The sequence below is a fragment of the Streptomyces sp. NPDC057307 genome (assembly GCF_042667665.1).
Classification (GTDB): Bacteria; Actinomycetota; Actinomycetes; order Streptomycetales; family Streptomycetaceae; genus Streptomyces.
In genome coordinates, this window is record NZ_JBHUZM010000012.1 from 55993 (window position 1) to 75724 (window position 19732).

Annotated in this window: 18 protein-coding genes; 11 read left to right on the top strand and 7 right to left on the bottom strand. The window is 70.2% G+C overall.

What is annotated here, in order from left to right; genetic code table 11:
- Positions 1-349: 349 nt before the first annotated feature.
- The 5 genes from sdhC (at position 350) to ACFUN8_RS07635 (ending at position 4433) form a co-directional block, all read left to right on the top strand.
- Positions 350-730: a succinate dehydrogenase, cytochrome b556 subunit gene (gene sdhC, locus ACFUN8_RS07615; protein ID WP_382565221.1), complete on the top strand. Its 381-nt coding sequence runs from the start codon at positions 350-352 to the stop codon at positions 728-730.
- A 3-nt stretch (positions 731-733) separates the two neighbouring features.
- Entirely contained in the window at positions 734-1225 is a 492-nt protein-coding gene (locus ACFUN8_RS07620; protein WP_383632961.1) for a succinate dehydrogenase hydrophobic membrane anchor subunit, read from the top strand.
- A 20-nt stretch (positions 1226-1245) separates the two neighbouring features.
- Positions 1246-3000, top strand: coding sequence for a succinate dehydrogenase flavoprotein subunit (sdhA, locus tag ACFUN8_RS07625; RefSeq protein ID WP_383632963.1), 1755 nt, complete (start codon positions 1246-1248; stop codon positions 2998-3000).
- Positions 3000-3779, top strand: coding sequence for a succinate dehydrogenase iron-sulfur subunit (locus ACFUN8_RS07630; protein WP_382565226.1), 780 nt, complete (start codon positions 3000-3002; stop codon positions 3777-3779). The genes sdhA and ACFUN8_RS07630 overlap by 1 nt, the downstream gene beginning before the upstream one ends.
- 123 nt (positions 3780-3902) lie before the next feature.
- A complete protein-coding gene (locus ACFUN8_RS07635; protein WP_383632966.1) occupies positions 3903-4433 on the top strand; it encodes a hypothetical protein in 531 nt (176 codons plus the stop codon).
- On the opposite strand, the gene ACFUN8_RS07640 is transcribed toward ACFUN8_RS07635, so the two are convergent.
- The gene (locus ACFUN8_RS07640) at positions 4420-5202 is read right to left on the bottom strand and encodes a nucleotidyltransferase domain-containing protein (RefSeq protein WP_383632969.1); all 783 of its coding nucleotides are present in this window, start codon (positions 5200-5202) and stop codon (positions 4420-4422) included. The two genes, ACFUN8_RS07635 and ACFUN8_RS07640, sit on opposite strands and share 14 nt — an antisense overlap.
- Positions 5203-5219: 17 nt before the next feature.
- On the opposite strand from ACFUN8_RS07640, the gene ACFUN8_RS07645 reads away from it, so the two are divergent.
- Complete coding sequence (locus tag ACFUN8_RS07645) at positions 5220-5990, top strand: TetR family transcriptional regulator (RefSeq protein WP_383632972.1); 771 nt, start codon at positions 5220-5222, stop codon at positions 5988-5990.
- Here ACFUN8_RS07645 and ACFUN8_RS07650 read toward each other — a convergent pair.
- The gene (locus ACFUN8_RS07650) at positions 5950-8475 is read right to left on the bottom strand and encodes an MMPL family transporter (protein WP_383632975.1); all 2526 of its coding nucleotides are present in this window, start codon (positions 8473-8475) and stop codon (positions 5950-5952) included. The two genes, ACFUN8_RS07645 and ACFUN8_RS07650, sit on opposite strands and share 41 nt — an antisense overlap.
- Positions 8476-8707: 232 nt before the next feature.
- Here ACFUN8_RS07650 and ACFUN8_RS07655 point away from each other — a divergent pair, with 232 nt between their 5' ends.
- Positions 8708-9415 (top strand): response regulator transcription factor, encoded by a 708-nt coding sequence (locus ACFUN8_RS07655; protein ID WP_383632978.1) that lies wholly within the window; start codon positions 8708-8710, stop codon positions 9413-9415.
- 17 nt (positions 9416-9432) lie between these two features.
- Positions 9433-10899 carry an ATP-binding protein gene (locus ACFUN8_RS07660; RefSeq protein WP_383632981.1) on the top strand — a complete coding sequence of 489 codons (1467 nt, stop codon included), beginning with the start codon at positions 9433-9435 and terminating at the stop codon, positions 10897-10899.
- Between the two features lie 271 nt (positions 10900-11170).
- Here the strand turns inward: ACFUN8_RS07660 and ACFUN8_RS07665 are convergent, their stop codons facing one another.
- Both ACFUN8_RS07665 and ACFUN8_RS07670 read right to left on the bottom strand, forming a co-directional pair.
- Entirely contained in the window at positions 11171-12472 is a 1302-nt protein-coding gene (locus ACFUN8_RS07665) for a metallophosphoesterase (protein WP_383632984.1), read from the bottom strand.
- Positions 12473-12494: 22 nt separating this feature from the next.
- Entirely contained in the window at positions 12495-12812 is a 318-nt protein-coding gene (locus ACFUN8_RS07670) for an SCO4848 family membrane protein (RefSeq protein ID WP_383632987.1), read from the bottom strand.
- A gap of 163 nt (positions 12813-12975) precedes the next feature.
- Between ACFUN8_RS07670 and ACFUN8_RS07675 the strand changes: the two genes are divergently transcribed.
- Positions 12976-14277, top strand: coding sequence for a D-alanyl-D-alanine carboxypeptidase family protein (locus ACFUN8_RS07675; RefSeq protein ID WP_383632990.1), 1302 nt, complete (start codon positions 12976-12978; stop codon positions 14275-14277).
- On the opposite strand, the gene ACFUN8_RS07680 is transcribed toward ACFUN8_RS07675, so the two are convergent.
- Positions 14278-15288 (bottom strand): YhjD/YihY/BrkB family envelope integrity protein, encoded by a 1011-nt coding sequence (locus tag ACFUN8_RS07680; protein WP_383632993.1) that lies wholly within the window; start codon positions 15286-15288, stop codon positions 14278-14280.
- 178 nt (positions 15289-15466) lie between these two features.
- Here ACFUN8_RS07680 and ACFUN8_RS07685 point away from each other — a divergent pair, with 178 nt between their 5' ends.
- Both ACFUN8_RS07685 and ACFUN8_RS07690 read left to right on the top strand, forming a co-directional pair.
- Positions 15467-16852, top strand: coding sequence for an FAD-binding protein (locus ACFUN8_RS07685; RefSeq protein WP_383632996.1), 1386 nt, complete (start codon positions 15467-15469; stop codon positions 16850-16852).
- Positions 16853-17012: 160 nt separating this feature from the next.
- Positions 17013-17768, top strand: coding sequence for a decaprenylphospho-beta-D-erythro-pentofuranosid-2-ulose 2-reductase (locus ACFUN8_RS07690; protein ID WP_383632999.1), 756 nt, complete (start codon positions 17013-17015; stop codon positions 17766-17768).
- A 76-nt stretch (positions 17769-17844) separates the two neighbouring features.
- Here the strand turns inward: ACFUN8_RS07690 and ACFUN8_RS07695 are convergent, their stop codons facing one another.
- Both ACFUN8_RS07695 and trpS read right to left on the bottom strand, forming a co-directional pair.
- Positions 17845-18441, bottom strand: a complete 597-nt coding sequence (locus tag ACFUN8_RS07695) for a 2'-5' RNA ligase family protein (protein WP_383633002.1) — start codon at positions 18439-18441, stop codon at positions 17845-17847.
- A 267-nt stretch (positions 18442-18708) separates the two neighbouring features.
- The gene (trpS, locus tag ACFUN8_RS07700) at positions 18709-19719 is read right to left on the bottom strand and encodes a tryptophan--tRNA ligase (RefSeq protein ID WP_383633005.1); all 1011 of its coding nucleotides are present in this window, start codon (positions 19717-19719) and stop codon (positions 18709-18711) included.
- Positions 19720-19732: the final 13 nt, after the last annotated feature.

The window sequence follows — 19732 nt, forward strand, 5'->3', positions numbered from 1 at the left end:
CCCCACGACCGAACGGGCGACCGAACGGGCGACCGAACGGGCGGCGACCACCCCGCCACCCACCCCGCCGCCCACCCCGGCGACCGTCCCGCCGGCCGCCAACCGGAACCGCCCGCTCCCCGCGTTTCGCAGGAATCGAACGACTACGGCCGTCCGGATAGCCCGTCCGTGGCTGTTTGACTGCCTGTTTGATCACACCGAAGGGCCCCCGGGCAATCGAACCGACAAAGCGTCGCTACGATGGCCAGGGCCGGTGGACCGTACCCGGCCGGGCGCGACCGACACCACTGTGCTTCATCGAGTAGAAGATGGCGGCCGGCCCCGATCCCCGCTCCCGGAGGGCTTTTCCGTGCCGGCAGGAACGCTGTACCGCGGCCGGGAAGGAATGTGGTCATGGGTGGCTCATCGAGTCACCGGCGTCACCATCTTCTTCTTCCTGTTCGTCCATGTGCTGGACACCGCACTCGTCCGCGTCTCCCCCGAGGCATACGACGACGTCGTAGCCACCTACAAGACGCCCCTCGTCGGCGTGCTGGAGTACGGCCTCGTGGCCGCCGTCCTCTTCCACGCGCTCAACGGACTGCGTGTGATCGCCGTGGACTTCTGGTCCAAGGGCCCGCGCTACCAGAAGCAGATGCTCTGGAGCGTCGTGGGTGTCTGGCTCGTCCTCATGCTGGGCGCCATCTACCCCGTGCTCGGCCACGCAGCACGTGAACTCTGGGGGAGCTGACCGATGTCCGCAGACACCACCGCGACCGGTTCCACCGCCGCGATCAGCCAGGTCGAGAGCGTGAGCGTCTTCGACGTCGACCACCCGGCGCCGCTCATCGAGCCGCCGCGCAAGCGCACCGCCAAGACCCCCAAGTCGACGCGCGGCAACTTCGAGATGGCCGCCTGGCTGTTCATGCGCCTGTCCGGCGTCGTCCTCGTCGTCCTGGTCATCGGCCACCTGATCATCCAACTGGTCCTCGACGGCGGCGTCTCCAAGATCGGCTTCGCCTTCGTGGCCGGCCGCTGGGCGTCCCCGTTCTGGCAGGCCTGGGATCTGCTGATGCTGTGGCTGGCGATGCTGCACGGCGCCAACGGCATGCGCACGATCATCAACGACTACGCGGAGCGTGCCAACACGCGCCTGTGGCTCAAGGGCCTGCTGTACACCGCCACGGTGTTCACCATCCTTCTGGGCACGCTGGTGATCTTCACCTTCGACCCGAACATCCGCTAAAGCCGGGGCTGACGAGAGCAATGAAGATCCATAAGTACGACACCGTCATCGTCGGCGCCGGTGGCGCCGGTATGCGCGCGGCCATCGAGTCGACCAAGCGCAGCCGTACCGCCGTGCTGACGAAGCTGTATCCCACCAGGTCCCACACGGGCGCCGCGCAGGGCGGCATGGCCGCCGCGCTCGCCAACGTGGAGGAGGACAACTGGGAGTGGCACACCTTCGACACGATCAAGGGCGGCGACTACCTGGTCGACCAGGACGCCGCCGAGATCCTGGCGAAGGAGGCCATCGACGCGGTCCTCGACCTGGAGAAGATGGGCCTGCCGTTCAACAGGACGCCGGACGGCACCATCGACCAGCGACGCTTCGGCGGCCACTCCCGCAACCACGGCGAGGCCCCGGTCCGCCGGTCCTGCTACGCGGCGGACCGCACCGGCCACATGATCCTCCAGACGCTCTACCAGAACTGTGTCAAGGAGGGCGTGGAGTTCTTCAACGAGTTCTACGTCCTGGACCAGTTGATCGTGGAGATCGACGGCGTCAAGACGTCGGCGGGCGTGGTCGCCTACGAGCTGGCCACCGGCGAGATCCATGTCTTCCAGGCCAAGTCGGTCATCTACGCGTCCGGCGGCACCGGCAAGTTCTTCAAGGTGACGTCCAACGCGCACACGCTCACCGGTGACGGCCAGGCGGCCTGCTACCGGCGCGGACTGCCCCTGGAGGACATGGAGTTCTTCCAGTTCCACCCCACGGGCATCTGGCGCATGGGCATCCTCCTCACGGAGGGCGCCCGCGGCGAGGGCGGCATCCTCCGTAACAAGGACGGTGAGCGCTTCATGGAGAAGTACGCGCCCGTCATGAAGGACCTCGCGTCGCGCGACGTGGTCTCGCGGTCGATCTACACCGAGATCCGCGAGGGCCGCGGCTGCGGTCCCGAGGGCGACCACGTCTACCTCGACCTCACGCACCTGCCGCCGGAGCAACTGGACGCCAAGCTCCCGGACATCACCGAGTTCGCCCGTACGTACCTGGGCATCGAGCCGTACACGGACCCGATCCCGATCCAGCCCACCGCGCACTACGCGATGGGCGGCATCCCGACCAACGTCCAGGGCGAGGTGCTGCGCGACAACACCACGGTCGTGCCCGGTCTGTACGCGGCCGGCGAGGTCGCGTGCGTGTCGGTGCACGGCGCCAACCGTCTGGGCACCAACTCGCTGCTCGACATCAACGTCTTCGGCAAGCGCTCCGGGATCGCCGCCGCCGAGTACGCGGCCAAGCACGACCACGTCGAACTCCCGGAGAACCCGGCCGAGCTGGTCGAGGCGCAGGTCGAGCGGCTGCGCTCGGCGACGGGCCACGAGCGGGTGGCGGACATCCGCCGCGAGCTGCAGGAGACCATGGACGCGAACGTCATGGTGTTCCGCACCGAGCAGACGATCAAGACGGCCGTCGAGAAGATCGCCGAGCTGCGCGACCGCTATCTGCGGGTGTCCATCCAGGACAAGGGCCGGCGCTTCAACACGGATCTGCTGGAGGCCGTCGAGCTGGGCAACCTGCTCGACCTGGCCGAGGTGATGGCCGTGTCCGCGCTCGCCCGCAAGGAGTCGCGCGGCGGTCACTACCGCGAGGACTTCCCCAACCGGGACGACGTGAACTTCATGCGCCACACCATGGCGTACCGCGAGGTCGGCGACGACGGCACGGAGTCCATCCGTCTCGACTACAAGCCGGTCGTCCAGACCCGCTACCAGCCGATGGAGCGTAAGTACTGATGGCAACTCCCCTACTGGACAAGGTCGAGGCCGAGTCAGCGGCCTCGCCGTACATCACGGTCACGCTGCGGATCCGCCGCTTCAACCCGGAGATCTCCGACGAGTCCCACTGGGAGGACTTCTCGATCGAGATCGACCCCAAGGAGCGTGTGCTCGACGCCCTCCACAAGATCAAGTGGGACGTCGACGGCTCGCTGACCTTCCGGCGCTCCTGCGCGCACGGGATCTGCGGCTCGGACGCGATGCGGATCAACGGCAAGAACCGCCTCGCCTGCAAGACGCTGATCAAGGACATCACGTCGCTCGACAAGAAGACGGGCGTCGCGAAGCCGATCACGGTCGAGGCCATCAAGGGGCTCACGGTCCTCAAGGACCTGGTCGTGGACATGGACCCGTTCTTCCAGGCGTACCGCGACGTGATGCCGTTCCTGGTCACCACCGGCAACGAACCGACGCGCGAGCGGCTCCAGTCGGCGGAGGACCGCGAGCGGTTCGACGACACCACGAAGTGCATCCTGTGCGCCGCGTGCACGTCGTCGTGCCCGGTGTTCTGGAACGACGGGCAGTACTTCGGCCCGGCGGCGATCGTCAACGCGCACCGGTTCATCTTCGACTCGCGTGACGAGGCGGGCGAGCAGCGCCTGGAGATCCTCAACGACAAGGACGGCGTGTGGCGTTGCCGCACGACGTTCAACTGCACGGACGCCTGCCCGCGCGGTATCGAGGTCACCAAGGCGATCCAGGAAGTGAAGCGCGCGCTGATCACCCGGCGCTTCTGAGGGCCGCGCGCCCTCCTGGCGGGTGAGGGCCCGTTTCCGTACAAAGCCGTAACGGCCCGTACGGAGCGGGCCCTTTCTGTGCCAGGATTCAGCCAGACCAAGCAGCAGGGGAAGCGGGGAGACATGAGTCAGGCGAATCCGAACCCGAATCAGGACGGCTCGGACGGAGCGTACGGATGGGGCCCCACCCAGCCGGGCTACGGCTATCCGAACCCGGCGCCGGGTTACGGCTATCCCGGCCAGGGCAGTCCGGGCTACGACCCGACACTGGCCGCCGGTCTGCCCGTCCCCGCGCCGCAGGGCGGCGGGGCGCCGCTGGTGTCGATCGGGGACATCACCGTCATGAACCACGGGATCGTGACACCGTCCGGCACGCTGCCGATCCAGGGAGCGGTGTGGAACGCGACGGACATGTCGCGTACGGAGGAGAAGATCCCGGCGCACGCCATCGTCCTGGCGATCGTCTTCTTCATCTTCTGTCTGCTCGGTCTGCTCTTCCTGCTGATGAAGGAGCGGAAGACCACCGGCTTCATCCAGGTGATGGTGACCAGCGGCGGCAAGCACCACTCGACGATGATCCCCGCGACCGGTCCGGAGAGCTTCCAGATCGTCATGGGGCAGATCGGCTACGCCCGTTCGCTCAGCTCCATGTGACGGTGGAGGTGGTGGCGGGCGTCTCGGCGGGCGTCTCGCCGGAGGTCGCGGCGTCCGGTTCGACGGCTCCCTCGGGCCAGACGGTCACCGCGCGCCGGCGGTAGCCGTCCTGCTCCGCCTCCTCGACGGAGAACGTGACGGCCTGGCCGACCCTGGGCTCGACGTAGTCGTCGCCCGCGACGGCCGAGAAGTGCGCCCACACGTCCTCCCGGAGGTTGGCGGCGTCCAGCACGCCCCACCCGTCCTCCTCGTGCCACGCGCGCACCCGTCCGGCCAGCGGTACGCCGAAGCGGTGGTGCAGGGCCAGGACGTCGCGTTCGTCGTCCTCGTCGATCGCGTACCCGGTGTGCGAGGCGACCTGGAACGCCGCCGTACCGCAGCCGACCCGGCGGCCCCGCACCCGCCCGCTGCCCGTCAGCGAGCCCACCGGATAGGGCAGGCCGCCGGGGCCGTACACCTCGACGCCCCGCTCGTCCGTACGGGTGACGCCGGTCAGGTCCACGGCGTGGACGTCGACCAGCCGGCCGCCGTCGTCCACCAGCACGTGGTTGTACGGTCCGTCGTCGCGGAACAGCCGGAAGCCGTGGTCGCGCATCGTCCGCCCGTAGTCGGCCAGGCTCTCGGCGCGTACGACGATGTCCAGGTCCTCGTGGGGCCGGGTCTGCTCGCACAGGAGGGCGTCGACGCCCCAGCCGCCGTCGAGCCAGACCTCGATGCCGGCCCGGTCGAGCAGGTCCAGGACGGCCAGCACATCCTCCGCACGCATCATGGGGCCGACTCTTCCCGATGAGGCGGCGGACGGCATCATATTCGGATGGGTGGTGCGACGCGCTGTCCCCCCGTTCGGACCCGAAGGATAGGAACGACATCAAGGTCTCCCGGAGCGAGCAGACCCGCACACTGATCCTCGAAACAGCGCTGCGCCTCTTCGAGGAGAACGGCTACGACCGGACGACCATGCGGGCCATCTCCAAGGAGGCGGGGGTCTCCGTCGGGAACGCGTACTACTACTTCTCCTCCAAGGAACATCTCGTCCAGGGCTTCTACGACCGGATCGCCGCCGAGCACGAGGCGGCCGTCAGGACCGTGCTGGCGGACGAACGAGATCTGACGGTCCGTCTCCGGGACGTCCTGCTCACCTGGTTGGACACGGCCGAGCCGTACCACCGCTTCGCCGCCCAGTTCTTCAAGAACGCGGCCGACCCCGACAGCCCGCTCAGCCCCTTCTCGCCGGAGTCCGCCCCGGCGCGCGAGGCCGCCGTCGCCATCCATGAGCGCGTACTCGCCGGCTCGTCGGCCCGGATGGACCCCGAACTGGCCGAGCAACTGCCGCACTTGCTGTGGCTGCTGCAGATGGGGCTCGTCCTGTACTGGGTGTACGACCGGACTCCGGGCACCGAGCGCAGCCGCCGGCTCGTCGAGCGGGCCACCCCGGTCGTCGCCCGGGTGATCACGCTCTCCCGCTACCGGCTGCTGCGCCCTGTCGTGCGTCAACTCCACGAACTGCTGGTCGAGTTCATGCCGGGTGCGATGGGGACGCGGCCTCCGAGGGGCTGAGGGTCAGGTCGTGGACGAGCGGATCGCCGCCGACCGCGAGGTGCCGGGTCCACGGCTCGTACGCCCCGGACGTCACGGCCAGCAGGTACGAGCCGCCGGCCGGGGCGCTGAGGATGTACGCGCCGTCGGCGAGCGTCGCCACCCGGTCGAGCTGCTTGCCCGCGGGCGAGACCAGGGTCAGTACGGCGTCGGGGACGGGCACGCCCTCCTCCGTACGGACGAAGCCGTGGATGACGGTGGTGCCGGAGAGGTCGGTGCCCGAGGGCCCGGTGCCGGAGGGGCCGTCCGCTGGAGAAGGCTCGTCGGCGGTCGTCGGCGGCGCGGTCTCGGGCGCCTCCACCGCCAGATGCGGGAGCCGGCTGTCCAGCCACCCCGGCAGCCACCAGTTGGCCCGTCCGAGCAGATGCATCGCCGCCGGGACCAGCGCCGTACGCAGGACGAACGCGTCGAGCGCGACGGCGGCGGCCAGCCCGACCCCCGCCACGGCCCCCTCGGTGTCACCGCTCAGCACGAACGCCCCGAAGACGCAGATCATGATGAGCGCGGCGGAGTTGATGACGCGGCTGGTCTCGGCGAGCCCGACGCGTACCGCGCGGGCGTTGTCCTTGGTGTGGACCCACTCCTCGTGCATCCGGCTGACGAGGAAGACCTGGTAATCCATCGAGAGCCCGAACAGCATCGACAGCATGATCACCGGGAGGAACGCGGTGATCGGACCCTCCTTGCCGAAGCCGAGCAGTTCGGCCCCCCAGCCCCACTGGAAGATCGCGACCAGCACGCCGAAGGACGCCGCCGCCGCGACCAGGTTCATCACGGCGGCCGTCAGCGGCACCACGACCGAACGGAAGGCCAGGAGCAGCAGCAGAAAGCCGAGGCCGATGATCGTGGCGATGAACAGGGGCATCCGGTCGGCGGTGACGGAGGAGAAGTCCTTGAAGACGGCGGTCACTCCGCCGACATGGACCTCCATCCCGGAGTCGGGGATGACGTCGTCGCGCAGCCGGTCGATGAGCCGGTCGGTCCCCGCGTCCTGCGGTGAGGTGGTGGGGACGACCTGGATGACCGTGACGGGAACCGGTGACGCGGACGGCACGGGCATCGCGGCGGCCATCGCCACGCCGTCGTCGGCGGCGACGCGTTCGACCAGCGCGTCCACGGCCGCCTTGACGTCCGGGGAGCCCGGGTCGCCGAGTTCGCCCGTCTCCGCGACGAGTTGGAGCGGTCCGTTGAAGCCGGGGCCGAAGCCCTCGGCGAGCAGGTCGTACGCCTGCCGGGTCGTCTGGCTCTCGGGGTGGTTGCCCTGGTCGGTCGCGCCGAGCCGTAGCGACAGGACCGGGATCGCCAGCGCGGCCATCACGACGACCGCGACGGCGGCGATCGCCCTCGGGCGCCGCTGGACGGTGGCCGACCAGCGGGCCGCCGGGCCCTTCGCCTCGGCGGGCTCGGGCCCGTCGGCCGCCAGCCTGCGGCGTTGCCGGCGGCTCAGTACCCGCTCGCCGAGCAGTCCGAGGAGGGCGGGCAGCAGGGTGATCGCGGCCAGCACGCTCAGGACGACGGTCAGCGACGTCGCGATGACGACGCCTTCGAGGAAGCTCATGCGCGTCACCAGCATGCCGGCGAGCGCGATGCAGACGGTGCCGCCGGCGAAGAGCACGGCCCGGCCCGCCGTGTTGAGCGCGAGGGCGGCCGAGTCCTCGGGCGATCTGCCGCCGAGGAGGGCTCTGCGGTGCCGGGTGACGATGAACAGCGCGTAGTCGATGCCGACGCCGAGACCGATCAACGAGCCGAGCAGCGAGGCCACTTCGGGTACATCGACGACATGGCTGAGCAGCAGCGTCGACATGAGCCCGGTGCCGACGCCGAAGACCGCCACGGTGATCGGCAGCAGCATCGAGAAGAGCGAGCCGAAGGCGAGGAAGAGAACGACACCCGCGGCGAGGATGCCGACCAACTCGGCCAGGCCGGTGGGCGGTTCGGAGATCCGGGTGATCGCCTGCCCGCCGAGTTCGACCTGGAGCCCGGCGCGCTCCGCGTCCCGCGCCGTGTCCACGACGTCCTGGACCAGCTCCTTCGGGACGGCGTCCGCCTGCTGGGCGAAAGTCACCTGCGCGTACGCGGTCCGCCCGTCCTCGCTGATCCGCGCCGCGCCGCCGGGCCCGGGACCGTACGGGCCGGCGACGTCCCCGACGCCCGGCAGGGATCCGATCCGGTCGAGGGCCGGTTCGAGCCGGTCCCGTACGGCGCTGTCGCCGACGGCCCCCGAGTCGACGCGCCACACCACGTTGACCGTGTCGCCCGCGCTCTCCGGGAAGACCTCGGCCATCCGGTCGTACGCCCGGGACGAGTCGGTGCCCGGGATGCCGAACATGTTCGCGTAGTTGCCGCCCGCCGTACCGCCGGCCACTCCTAGACCTGCCAGGGCCCCCACCCACAGCACCAGGACCACCAGCTTGTGCCGGTAGCACCACCGTGCCCATGCCTCCACAGTTGTTCCTTCCGTTCGTGATCGGCCGGTTCGGCCACTTCGGTCAGTGCGGCCGCTGCCGCCGGTTCGGCCGGTTCGGCCGGTTCGGTCGCTGCCGCCGGTTCGGCCGGTTCGGTCAGGACCCCAGAATCGGGGCGGGGCACCGGTGCGGGCGGGGTCGCGGGCGGGACTCTCAAGGAACTCCAAGGCGGCGCCCACCGGTCGGAGCGGGTCGCGCGCGGATACTGGAGCCATGACCCTGACGGATGGAGCGGCGACCGTGCTGCTGGTCGAGGACGAGCCGAGCATCGCCGACGTCCTGACCATCGCCCTGCGCTACCACCGGTTCGAGGTGGTGGTGGCGGGCTCGGTACGGGAGGCGGCGGAGGCGATACGGCGCACACGCCCCGACGTCGCGCTGCTCGACGTGATGCTGCCGGACGGCGATGGCCGCGACATCGCCCACCAACTGCGGCTCTCCCACCCGCGGATGGCGGTGGTCTTCCTCACCGCGCGGGACGCGCCCGCGGAGATCGTCGGCGGGCTGTCGCTCGGCGACGACTACATCACCAAGCCGTTCAACGTGGACGAGGTGGTCGCCCGGGTCCGGGCGGTGCTGCGCAGGACGCTGCCGGAGGACCGGATCGCGGTCCGGCCGCCGCTGCGGTACGGCGATCTGGAGCTGGACGAGGCGACGTACACGGTGCGCAGGGCGGGGCGCACGGTGGAGCTGACCCCGACCGAGTACGCGCTGCTGCGGTTCCTGGTGCGCAACGCCGGTGCGGTGGTGACCAAGGAGCAGTTGCTGCGGCATGTGTGGCGGTACGAGCACGCGGCCGAGTCCACGGTGGTGGAGACGTACATCAGCTATCTACGGCGCAAACTCGACGTGCACGGGCCGCCGTTGATCATGACGAGACGCGGGGTGGGCTACGGTCTCGCGAGTCCGGGCCCCGCGTGAGCCCGCGCCTCCGTTCCATGAGCCCGCGCCTCGGCTTTCGCCGGACCTTCCGGCGGCCCAGACCCCGTACCCACTCGCTGCGTTCGAAACTGACGCTCATCAACGTGGTGCTGCTCGCGCTGGGCATCACCATCGCGACCGCCGTCAGCCTCTTCGGACTGCGGCACTATCTGATGGACGCGATCGACAGCGAACTGACCATGTCCCGCGACGGGTTGCAGCGTACGGAACTCTCCATCCACCAGATCGAGTCGCTGAGTTCACTCGCCGCGATCGTGGAGAAGATCTCGCCCCGGCAGCCGGGCGCGGGCACGCTGCCGGCCCCCGAGTCGGTCTTCGTCGCCGTCGACGAGCGCGGCAGGGCGCTGGACTTCGCCGGTGTCGTCCCGACCGAGCGGCAGCGTGACCTCGCGGCGGCCATCTCCGACCCGACGGCGCTGAGCAGGGAGAAGGGCGTCCGCGAGGTGACGGTGAACGGCGACCCGTACCGGGTGGTGGGGGCCCGCCTCAGCGACGGCAGCACCGTGCTGATCTCCACCTCCACCAAGGCGGTGCAGGAGAGTGTGCTGCGCGCGCTGAAGTTCGACGCCGCCTTCGGCGGGCTGCTGCTCGTCCTGCTCGCGCTGATCACCGTGATGAGCGCGAACCGTACGCTGCGGCCGCTCGGGGACATGGTCGAGACGGCGACGGCCATCGCCGAGGGCGATCTGGCCCGCCGGGTCCCCGGGCGGCCCGACCCGGTCACGGAGATCGAACAGCTGCGGCTCGCCCTCAACGCCATGCTCCAGCAGGTCGAGTCGGCGTACGTGACGCGCGAGCGCAGCACGACGCAACTGCGGCGGTTCGTCGCCGACGCGTCGCACGAGCTGCGTACGCCGCTGTCCGCGATCCGCGGCTACCTGCAGTTGTACGAGAAGGGGATGCTGGGCGAGCCGGCCGAACGCAGCCGGGCGCTGGCCCGCATGACGGGCGAGGCGGACCGCATGGCCCGGCTCGTCGACGAACTGCTCACCCTGGCCAGGCTGGACCAACGGCCGGTGCTGCGGCTGCGCCCGGTCGACCTGAGCCGACTGGTCCGCGACGCGGCGGACGACCTGCGGGCACAGCAGCCGGACCGGCCGCTCGACGTGGCGGCGGCGGGCTCCCTGCTCGTGCAGGCGGACGAGTCCGGACTGCGCCAGGTCATCGGCAACCTGCTCACGAACATCCGCACCCACACACCGGCCGACGCACCGGTCCGGGTGGAACTGAAGCGCTCGGACGGGGGCGAGGTGCGGCTGTGCGTCTCCGACGAGGGGCCGGGGATGAACGACGAGGACGCGGACCGCATATTCGACCGCTTCTTCCGCGCGGGTGGCGGCGGCGCGGGCAGCGGCCTCGGCATGTCGATCGTGCACGCGGTGGTGCGCTCCCACGGCGGCGCGGTGACGATACGAACGTCCCCGGGCACGGGCCTGACGGTAACGGTGACGCTGCCGAACTGAGTCACCTGTCCGGCCGCCGCTGGCAGGCGTGTGCTCGGGCTGCGCCCGGGGGACATCAGCCGGTCGGCCGGCTTGTCCAGCCGACTGACGCTTGAGGACACGGGGCGGGCCGTGCCCGGCAGGCACCCGCGTGGCGGGCCGTCTTTGAGAAGTAGCGCCGCCAGCGCCCCGCTGGTGGCTTGTCGGTGCGTGCCGATCGCACGCCGGGGGGGGCCGCCCTCGTACTGGACGTACGTGGGCGACCGACGGCGGCGCGGTGGCGTGCGACCGATCAGGCCTGGCGGGACGCCAGTTGTACGACCGTGATGTCCGAGGGCGCCCCGACCCGTACCGGCGGGCCCCACGCCCCGGCCCCGCGTGTCACGTAGAGCGCCGTGTCGCCGTACTGCTCAAGACCGGCCAGGGTCGGGTTGGCGGCCTGCGCGATGTAGCTCACCGGCCACATCTGGCCGCCGTGCGTGTGGCCCGACAGCTGGAGGTCGATGCCGTGCTTCACCGCGTCGTGGATCACGACCGGCTGGTGCGCCATGAGTACGGACGCCCTCGCCGTGTCGCGGTCGCCGAGCGCCTTGGCGAAGTCGGGGCCTTCGCCCTCCTCCTCGCCCGCGATGTCGTTGACGCCGACCAGATCGAACCCGTCGATCTCCACGCGCGCGTTCTCCAGCGGGTGCAGGCCCAACTCCCGTACGTGGTCGACCCATTCGCCCGCGTCGCCGAAGTACTCGTGGTTTCCGGTGACGAAGTACGAGCCGTGCCGCGACTTCAGCCCGGCCAGCGGCTCGGCCGCCGGCCCCAGGTCGGCGACTGTCCCGTCGACCAGGTCGCCGACGACGGCGATGAGGTCGGGGTTCGTGGAGTTGATGGTGTCCACGATGCGCTGCGCGTGGGCCCTGCCCAGCAGCGGGCCGAGGTGGATGTCGCTGACGACGGCGATCCGGTAGCCGTGCGCGGCACGCGGCAGCTTCGCGAGGGGCACCGTGACGCGCTTGACGCTGGGGCCGCGGAGCACGTTCGCCGTGCCGTACCCGACGGTGGCGAGCGCGGCGGCGGCAGCGGCGCCACCGACGACGCGGGAGACGAAGAGGCGCCGGGAGTGATCGGGGCCCGGGTCCGGGCCCGGGGCCGACGGAGTCGCCGGGGCCGTCGGCGGGACGTCGGCGGAGGCACCCGGTGTCGTCGCCGCCGGGGCTCCGACGGTCGCCGGCTCCTCGACAGGCGCGGACTCCGTCGCCGTACCGCCCGCCGTCGCCGCCCGGCGGTCGAGCACCCGGCGCAGCAGCGGCCGTACGGCTTCGCCCACCAGCAGCGCCAGCAGCAGATACAGCAGCGTCGCCAGCCACATGTACGCCGGCCAGCCGAGGATCTGCTTCAGCGCGAACGGGGTGTCCGCCCGGCCGACCGACACGCCCGCGAAGGTCAGGACCGGCAGCACGATGATCACGACGGTGCCCGCCTTGCGGGCCGTACCCCCCGCCTCGGTCGTGTCGCGGACCAGGCGCCGCCATATGTAGTAATGCGCGCCCGCCACCAGCGCGATGGCGGCGAGCGCCATCAGAACAACCACGACGATCACGAGCCGATCCCCTTTATCCCTGTCACTGTCTCTGTACTACGTGCTCGTCACCGGGTTCGTTCCGCGTTTCGCCGCCGGAGTCCTGACGCGAGTCGTCGGGCAACTCACCTCGCAAGGCGCGGACTCCACGGAACCCCACCGCCCCGACTCCCGTCCCCAGAAGAAAGGACGCGATGGCGAGCAGCAGATGAACCCAGAAGTAGCCCGTGGGGTCACCGGCGTCGTCGAAGGCGAGTCCGCTGCCGTCCTGCCACAGGTTCTTGACGAAAGTGATCCAGATGAACCAGCTCCACACCCCGAACGCGAGCAGGAACCAGGACACGGGGCGGCTGAGCTTCATGGATCCAGTATCGCCGGAGTCCTCCGACGCGGGGAACGCGGGTGGCCGGGGCGGCGGCGCCGGAGCGCGCCGATGGCCGGAAAGTGGTCTGACCCGGCGGTGGCAGCGGCGGGTCCGCCCGCCGGTGTTCGGATCCCCCGTCAGGCCATGTACGTTTTCGACCGTGTCCGCATTGAAAAAGACCGCGTTGACGGTCCTCACCGCCGCGTTGCTGCCCGTTCTGACCGCCGCGCCCGTCCTGGCGGACGACGCGGACGCGGACAGGGCGGAGGACAAGCAACCGAAGCCACCGGCGGCGATGTCGACGGTCGGCGGCTCCCTCCTCGGCAGACCCGGCACCCAGGTGAATCTCGCCCCCGGCGTGCCGGTCCTGCCGAAGAAGCTGACCGGCAGGTCCTGGATCGTCGCGGACGCCGAGAGCGGCGAGGTCCTGGCCTCGCACAACGCGCACTGGCAGCTGCCGCCCGCGTCGACGCTGAAGATGCTCTTCGCCGACACGGTCCTGCCCGTCCTGCCGAAGACCCAGTCCCACAAGGTGACGACCAGCGATCTGGCCGGCGTCGGCGAGGGCAGCAGCCTCGTCGGGGTGAAGGAGGAGAGCACCTACACGGTCCACGACCTGTGGATGGGCGTCTTCCTGCGCTCGGGCAACGACGCCGTGCACGTGCTCTCCGAGATGAACGGCGGCGTCGCCAAGACGGTCGCCGACATGAACAAGCACGCGGCGGAACTGAAGGCGCTCGACACGAATGTCGTCTCGCCGGACGGTTACGACGAGAAGGGCCAGGTCTCCAGCGCGTACGACCTCACCCTGATCGCCCGCTCCGGGCTGCAGAAGCAGGACTTCCGGGAGTACTCCTCGACCGTCAGGGTGCAGTTCCCCGGCGAGGAGAAGAAGGCGAAGAAGGGCAAGAAGGCGCCGAAGCGGGAGACCTTCGAGATCCAGAACACCAACCGGCTGCTGACCGGTGACTCCGGTCTGGAGCCGTACAAGGGCATCGCCGGCGTCAAGAACGGCAACACCACCAACGCGGGCTCCACCTTCACCGGTGTCGCCGAGCGCGACGGCAAGGTCCTGCTGGTGACGGTCATGAATCCGTCCCAGGAGGAGAGCCTGGCGGTCTATCAGGAGACGGGCCGGCTGCTGGACTGGGGCTTCACCGCCGCCGGGAAGGTCAAGCCGGTCGGCGAGCTGGTGAAGCCCGGCTCCACCGGCGGTGACTCCGACAAGGAGGCCGTGGGGCAGAAGGACTCGGGCGGCGGCAAGGGCGAGGCCGGCGGCAGCAGCAGCGGTACGGACCAGGCGTCGCTGGGTGACAAGGCCGCCGCGTCGTCCGGTTCGAGCGGCATGGGGATCGCGGTGGCCATCACGGGTGGTGCGCTGCTGTTGCTGGCGGTGGCCGTGTTCCTGGTGAACCGCCGGTGGCCCCTGCCGGACCTGGTCAAGCGCCTGCCGGGCCGTTAGTCACCGGGGCAGCGGCCGGTCCTCGCGGGTCGCGCCACCGGGCCTCCCCGGCCGCTCGCCCTCCCCCGCCTCCCCCGTCTCGTCCGTCTCGTCCGGGTCCTTCTTGGGAAGGTCGTCCTCGGGCGGGTTCTCCTCGTCCGGGTCCTCCTCCGGCAGGTCGTCCTTGCTCGGCGTCGCCGTCCAGGCGGCGCAGAACAGCATCAGCTTCGCCGTGAAGTTGATCCACAGCAGCAACGCGACGGGCACCCCGAACGCGCCGTACATGCTCTTGCCCGCGACCTCCCGCACATAGCCGCCGAGCAGCAGCTTGAGCACCTCGAAGCCGACCGCGCCGATGACCGCGGCGACGATCAGCCGGCGCCGTGGCGGCCGCACGCCGGGCAGCAGCGTCAGGACGTACAGCAGGATGAGGAAGCCCGCGACGGCGGCCACGGCGATCGCCACGATCTGGAGCAGCACCCCGCCCGCGCCGCCCTCGGGGATGCCGAGCCGGTCTGCGGTCCAGCCGACAGCCGTGGAGCCGACGGTCGACGCGCCGATCGAGGCGAGACCGGTGACGCCGAGGCCGACGAGGATGACCGCGTCCTTGCCCTTCAGTACGAAGGGGTTGCCCTCGTCCGTGTCGTCCAGCTCCCAGACGGCGCGCAGGCACTCCCGCATCGAGCCGACCCAGCCGATGCCGGTGAACAGCAGCAGCGCGCCCGCCACCAGCCCCACGGTGCCCGCGTTGGCGACCAGCGAGTGAAGATCCAGTTGGTCGGAGATGCCGGGGACCTGGTCGGTGAGCTTGCGCTGGAGACGGTCGAGCTGGTCCTGGCTCAGCAGCGCCGCCCCGATCGCCGCGCTCACAGTGATCAGCGGGAAGAGCGCGAGGAAGCTGATGAAGGTGATCGCCGCCGCGAGCCGCGTCCAGTGGGTCCGGTCGAGGGTCTCGTAGGACCGCCAGGTGTGCGTCAACATCAGCCGGGCCACGAGCGGGCCGACGACGGGGAGTTTTTTCAGCCAGTCCATGACGGAGACCTGCCCTCGGATCGGAGAACCAACGGTCAGGTACCCCGAAAGCCGATTCTCACGTCATCGTTCACCGACACTCACCGAACCACCCACCGAACCACCCATTCATACGAGTACGCCATCAAATACGGCTTACAACGCAAAGAATGACGTTTAGGGCGATACCGTCTCGACCATGTCTGCCGAGATCGCCGACCCTGTGATCGCCGACGCCGTGATCGCCGACCCTGTCACCGGCTGGGGCCGCACCGCCCCCACGGCCGCCGCCCGTCTCGTACGGCCACGTTCTTATGAGGAGACGGCCCGCGCCGTACGCGACTGCGGTACGCGCGGCGGCATCCCGCGCGGTCTCGGCCGCGCGTACGGCGACGCCGCGCAGAACGCGGGCGGCTCCCTCATCGACATGACCGCGCTGGACCGCGTCGTCTCCGTGGACGCCGAGGCCGGGATCGTGGAGTGCGAGGCGGGGATCAGCCTGCACCGGCTGATGGAGGTGCTGCTGCCGCAGGGCTGGTTCCTGCCGGTGACGCCGGGGACCCGCCAGGTCACGGTCGGCGGCGCGATCGGCTCCGACATCCACGGCGGGAACCACCATGTGTCGGGCTCGTTCTCCCGTCATGTGCTCTCCCTGGACCTGCTCACCGCCGACGGGGAGGTCCGTACGGTCGTACCCGGCACCCCTCTGTTCGAGGCGACGGCCGGCGGCATGGGGCTGACGGGGGTGATCCTCGCGGCGACCTTTCGGCTGCACCCCGTCGAGACCTCGCTGATGTCCGTCGACACCGAACGCGCCACGGACCTCGACGATCTGATGGCCCGTCTCACCATGTCCGACCACCGCTACCGCTACTCGGTCGCCTGGGTCGATCTGCTGGCGCGCGGCTCCTCCTTGGGACGCGGGGTCCTCACCCGTGGCGACCACACGCCACTGGCCGCGCTGCCCGCGCGCGCCCGCAGACAGCCGCTCGCCTTCCGGCCCGGACGGCTGCCCGGCGCGCCCTCCTACGTACCCGAGGGGCTGCTGGGGCGGACCACGGTGGGGCTCCTCAACGAGCTGTGGTACCGCGGGGCGCCCCGGCGGCGGACCGGTGAACTCCAGCGCATCTCGGCCTTCTTCCACCCGCTGGACGGCGTGCCGCACTGGAACCGCCTGTACGGGCGCGGCGGCTTCGTCCGGTACCAGTTCGTCGTCGGGGACGGCCAGGAGGACGCGCTGATCCGGATCGTACGGCGCATCGTCCGGCGCGGCTGTCCCTCCCTCCTCGCCCTGCTCAAGCGCTTCGGCGTGGGCGATCCCGGCTGGCTGTCCTTCCCGATGGCCGGCTGGTCGCTCTCGCTGGACATCCCCACCGGCGGGACCGGCCTGGGCCCGTTCCTCGACGAGCTGGACGAGGACGTCGCCGCCGCCGGAGGCCGGGTCTGTCTCGCGAAGGACTCACGGCTGCGGCCCGAACTGCTGGCCGGGATGTATCCGCGGCTGGACGAATTCCGGGCACTGCGGGCCGCACTCGATCCGCGCGGAGTCTTCGTCTCCGATCTGTCCCGCCGTCTCTCGATCTGAGCCTCAGATCCCGGTCCGAGCCTCCGATCTCGGTCCGCGCCTCCAATCTCGGTCCGCGCCTCCAATCTCGGTCCGCGCCTCCAATCTCGATCCGCGCCTCCAATCTCGATCTGAGCATCCGACTCCCCCAACTCCCCCTCGCTGCAAGGAGCACCGCACCATGAAGGACGCCTTCGGTATCCCGCAGTCCCTGCTCGTCCTCGGTGGGACGTCCGAGATCGCGCTGGCCACGGCACGCCGGCTGATCGCGCGCCGTACGCGCACCGTCTGGCTGGCCGGCCGCGCGTCGCCGCAGCTCGATACCGCCGCCGAGCAGCTGCGTACCCAGGGCGCGGACGTCCGCACCGTCGACTTCGACGCGCTCGACCCGGGCTCGCACGCGGAGGTGCTCGGCAAGGTCTTCGCGGAGGGCGACATCGACATGACGCTCCTCGCCTTCGGCGTACTCGGCGACCAGGCGCACGACGAGGCCGATCCGCCCGCCGCCGTCAGGGTCGCGCAGACCAACTACACGGGCGCGGTCTCGGCCGGTCTGGTGTGCGCGGCGGCGATGCAGACGCAGGGGCACGGTTCGCTGGTGGTGCTGTCGTCGGCGGCCGGCGAGCGGGCGCGGCGCGCCAATTTCATCTACGGGTCGAGCAAGGCGGGCCTGGACGCGTTCGCGCAGGGGCTCGGGGACGCGATGTACGGCACCGGTGTGCATGTGATGGTCGTGCGGCCCGGCTTCGTACGGACGAAGATGACAGCCGGGCTGGAGGAGACGCCGCTGGCCACCACGCCGGAGGCGGTGGCGGCGGCCGTGGAACTGGGGCTGCGGCGCCGCTCGGAGACGGTGTGGGTGCCGGGGGCGCTGCGGGTCGCGATGTCGCTGCTGCGGCATCTGCCGAGGCCGCTGTTCCGGCGGCTGCCGGTCTGACTCACCGCCGGGCGGGCTGGGGATGCTGCCTGTTGCGTGCTGCCTGCCCTGCCTGCCCGTTGCTGCTTGCTACCTGCTACTTGCGCAGGGAGGAGGTCGCGGGCAGGTCGACGGGGGTGCTCTGCGAGGGCACTCCGGTGATCTCCGTACCGCCGCCGAAGGCGTACTCGTGCAGCATCCGCCACACACCGTCGGGACCCTGCTCGTAGAGGCCGAAGGAGGCGCAGCTCCAGCGTGCCGTGTAGTCGGCCAGCTCCTCGTACGCCCGGTCCATCGCCTCCTCGGAGATGCCGTGCGCGACGGTCACGTGGGGGTGGTACGGGAACTGGAGCTCACGCACCAGCGGTCCGGACGCGTCCCTGACCCGCTTCTGGAGCCAGGTGCAGGCCGAGCCGCCCTCGACGACCTGGACGAAGACGACCGGCGAGAGCGGACGGAAGGTGCCCGTCCCGTAGAGCCGCATCGGGAAGGGGCGGCCGGCGGTGGCGACCGAGGCGAGGTGGGCCTCGATCGTGGGCAGCGTCGCGGCGTCGACCTCCGTGGGAGGGAGGAGCGTGACGTGCGTGGGGATGCCGTGCGCGGCGGGATCACCGAAGCCCGCGCGGCACTCCTGGAGCAGGCTGCCGTACGGCTCCGGGACCGCGATCGAAACGCCGAGCGTTACGGTCCCCACGTCGTTCTCCTCAGTCCGTGTGTGTGCGGGTGGTGCGTCGGTGCGGGTGAAGCGGTGGTGCGGGTCAAGCGGTGGTGCGTCGGTGCGGGTACGGCCGGGGTGTGGCCGAATCCGTCCCCGCGCCAGTGTGACGCTCGCACCGCCCGGCTGGCCAGGGTCCTTGGTCAGCAGTACGCGGGCGGCGCGGATGCGGTATGGGTCCGGGCGGCCGACCGGGGCGGGCGGGCCGTGATCGGCGGACCCGCCCCGATGCCGCTCGGGTGACGCTCAGTGCTTCGCGGGCAGGAAGCCGATCCGGTCGTACGCCTGGGAAAGCGTCTCCGCGGCGACCGCGCGGGCCTTCTCGGCTCCCTCGGCCAGGATCGAGTCCAGCGTCTCCGGATCGTCGAGATATTCCTGCGTACGGCTCCGGAAAGGTGTGACGAAGTCGACCATGGCCTCGGCCAGATCCACCTTCAGGGCGCCGTACCCCTTGCCCTCGTACCGCTGCTCAAGATCCGCGATGCCCGTGCCCGTGAGCGTCGAGAAGATCGTGAGGAGATTGCTGATGCCCGGCTTGGCCTCGGCGTCGAAGCGGATCTCCGTGCCCGTGTCGGTGACGGCGCTCTTGATCTTCTTCGCCGTGACCTTGGGGTCGTCGAGCAGATTGACCAGGCCCTTCGGCGCGGACGCCGACTTGCTCATCTTGATCGACGGGTCCTGGAGGTCGTAGATCTTCGCGACCTCCTTGACGATGTGCGGCTTCGGGACCGTGAACGTGCTTCCGAAGCGGGTGTTGAACCGCTCGGCGAGGTCACGTGTCAGCTCGACGTGCTGGCGCTGGTCCTCACCGACCGGGACCGAGTCCGCCTGGTAGAGCAGGATGTCGGCGACCTGGAGGATCGGGTACGTGAAGAGTCCGACGGTGGCGCGGTCGGCGCCCTGTCTGGCCGACTTGTCCTTGAACTGCGTCATGCGCGACGCCTCGCCGAAGCCCGTCAGACAGTTCATCACCCAGCCGAGCTGGGCGTGTTCGGGCACATGACTCTGGATGAACAGGGTGCAGCGCTGCGGATCGAGGCCCGCGGCGAGGAGCTGCGCCGCCGCGAGCCTGGTGTTGGCGCGCAGGTCGGCGGGCTCCTGCGGAATGGTGATCGCGTGCAGGTCCACGACCATGTAGAACGCGTCGTGGGTTTCTTGCAGCGCCACATACTGCCGGATCGCACCGAGGTAGTTCCCGAGATGGAACGAGCCTGCGGTGGGCTGGATACCGGAGAGCGCGCGAGGACGAGTGGCCATGAGGAACATTCTC

Coding starts and splice junctions, on each gene's coding strand:
- ACFUN8_RS07620 (WP_383632961.1), top strand. CDS start 734: ATGTCCGCAGACACCACCGCGACCGGTTCCACCGCCGCGATCAGCCAG.
- sdhA (WP_383632963.1), top strand. CDS start 1,246: ATGAAGATCCATAAGTACGACACCGTCATCGTCGGCGCCGGTGGCGCC.
- ACFUN8_RS07630 (WP_382565226.1), top strand. CDS start 3,000: ATGGCAACTCCCCTACTGGACAAGGTCGAGGCCGAGTCAGCGGCCTCG.
- ACFUN8_RS07635 (WP_383632966.1), top strand. CDS start 3,903: ATGAGTCAGGCGAATCCGAACCCGAATCAGGACGGCTCGGACGGAGCG.
- ACFUN8_RS07640 (WP_383632969.1), bottom strand. CDS start 5,202: ATGATGCGTGCGGAGGATGTGCTGGCCGTCCTGGACCTGCTCGACCGG.
- ACFUN8_RS07645 (WP_383632972.1), top strand. CDS start 5,220: ATGAGGCGGCGGACGGCATCATATTCGGATGGGTGGTGCGACGCGCTG.
- ACFUN8_RS07655 (WP_383632978.1), top strand. CDS start 8,708: ATGACCCTGACGGATGGAGCGGCGACCGTGCTGCTGGTCGAGGACGAG.
- ACFUN8_RS07660 (WP_383632981.1), top strand. CDS start 9,433: ATGAGCCCGCGCCTCGGCTTTCGCCGGACCTTCCGGCGGCCCAGACCC.
- ACFUN8_RS07670 (WP_383632987.1), bottom strand. CDS start 12,812: ATGAAGCTCAGCCGCCCCGTGTCCTGGTTCCTGCTCGCGTTCGGGGTG.
- ACFUN8_RS07680 (WP_383632993.1), bottom strand. CDS start 15,288: ATGGACTGGCTGAAAAAACTCCCCGTCGTCGGCCCGCTCGTGGCCCGG.
- ACFUN8_RS07685 (WP_383632996.1), top strand. CDS start 15,467: ATGTCTGCCGAGATCGCCGACCCTGTGATCGCCGACGCCGTGATCGCC.
- ACFUN8_RS07690 (WP_383632999.1), top strand. CDS start 17,013: ATGAAGGACGCCTTCGGTATCCCGCAGTCCCTGCTCGTCCTCGGTGGG.
- trpS (WP_383633005.1), bottom strand. CDS start 19,719: ATGGCCACTCGTCCTCGCGCGCTCTCCGGTATCCAGCCCACCGCAGGC.